The 1149-nt window shown below is 72.0% G+C and carries 1 protein-coding gene; it reads right to left on the bottom strand.

Annotated features, from left to right (window positions below; translation table 11 throughout):
* Positions 1-190 precede the first annotated feature (190 nt).
* On the bottom strand, positions 191-1149 hold a 959-nt coding region (locus tag GCN75_RS28760), incomplete at its 5' end, for an MFS transporter (protein WP_152285373.1).

Here is a 1149-nt window from a genome sequence, read left to right as displayed (position 1 = left end):
AGCACGAAGCGGCCCGGCGGCGCCGGCCCCCGCAGCGCCCGGTACGCGGCGCCGCCGGCGGCCAGCGCACAGGCGCCGAGCAAGCCCAGTTTCAGAAACGATCTGCGTTGCATATCCCGTATCCCCTTGTTTTATACCGCCTTTTGCAGGCCAGTGTACGCCAAAGGCAGGGGGCGTTTGAACGCAAAAACTAGAGCGGCGCGTCTAGTTTGCGCGACTGGAACCACAGCAGCAGCATGGCCAGCAGCGCCGCCAGCGCGCCGCCGACGGCGATGCTGGGCAAGCCGAAGGCGACGATCAGGGCACCGCCCAGCGCGCCGCCGGCGGCCGTGCCCGCATTGAAGGCGGCGATATTCAGGCCCGCCGCCACGGCGTCGCTGCCCGGGCAATGCTGCCGCGCCAGGCGCAGCAAGCGCATGGTCGACAGGGTGACGAGGGCAAAGAACAGCAAGCCCAAGGTGCCGCACAGGGCCAGCATGGCCAGGGGATGGGCGCGCAGCAGATAAAACCCCAGCAGGTTGAGCGCCAGCGCGGCCAGGGCCAGCACGGTGGCGCGCAACGCGGACGGGCGGTCCGCGCACCAGCCGCCCAGCAGGTTGCCGCCGATGGCGCACGCGCCAAAGCACAGCATGGCCGCGCCCAGCCAGCGGCCATCGAGTCCGCCCAGCTGCAGCAGGAAAGGCGAAACGTAGGTGAAAAAGCTGAAGGTAGCCACGCTGACCAGCGCCGCCACGCCGGCCGCCAGCAGCAGGGGCGGCTGCAGGATGGCGCACAGGCTGGCCAGGGCCGATGCGGCACCCGCATCCTGGCGCGCGGCCGGCATGGCAAAGCGCAAGCCTGCGCCGCCGCACAGGGCCAGCACGCCGATGGCGGCAAACACGGCGCGCCACGACGACACGGCGCCCAGCCATGTCCCCAGCGGCACGCCGCCCGCCAGCGCCAGGGTCAGGCCCAGCCAGACGATGGACAGGGCCCGGCCCGCGCGGGCAGGATCGACCAGGCTGGTGGCCGCATGCGAGGCGACGGCCATGAACACGCCGTGCGCAAGGCCCACGGCAAAGCGCACGCCCAGCAACGCGTCCAGCGCCGGCGCGGCGGCCATGGCTGCGCTGCCGGCCGCCAGCACGGACATCGTCGCCACCAGGACCA

It is taken from the genome of Janthinobacterium violaceinigrum (assembly GCF_009208555.1).
GTDB lineage: Bacteria > Pseudomonadota > Gammaproteobacteria > Burkholderiales > Burkholderiaceae_D > Janthinobacterium > Janthinobacterium violaceinigrum.
The sequence above is the reverse complement of the archived record's forward strand: the minus strand, read 5'-3'. Positions and strand labels throughout refer to the sequence as shown.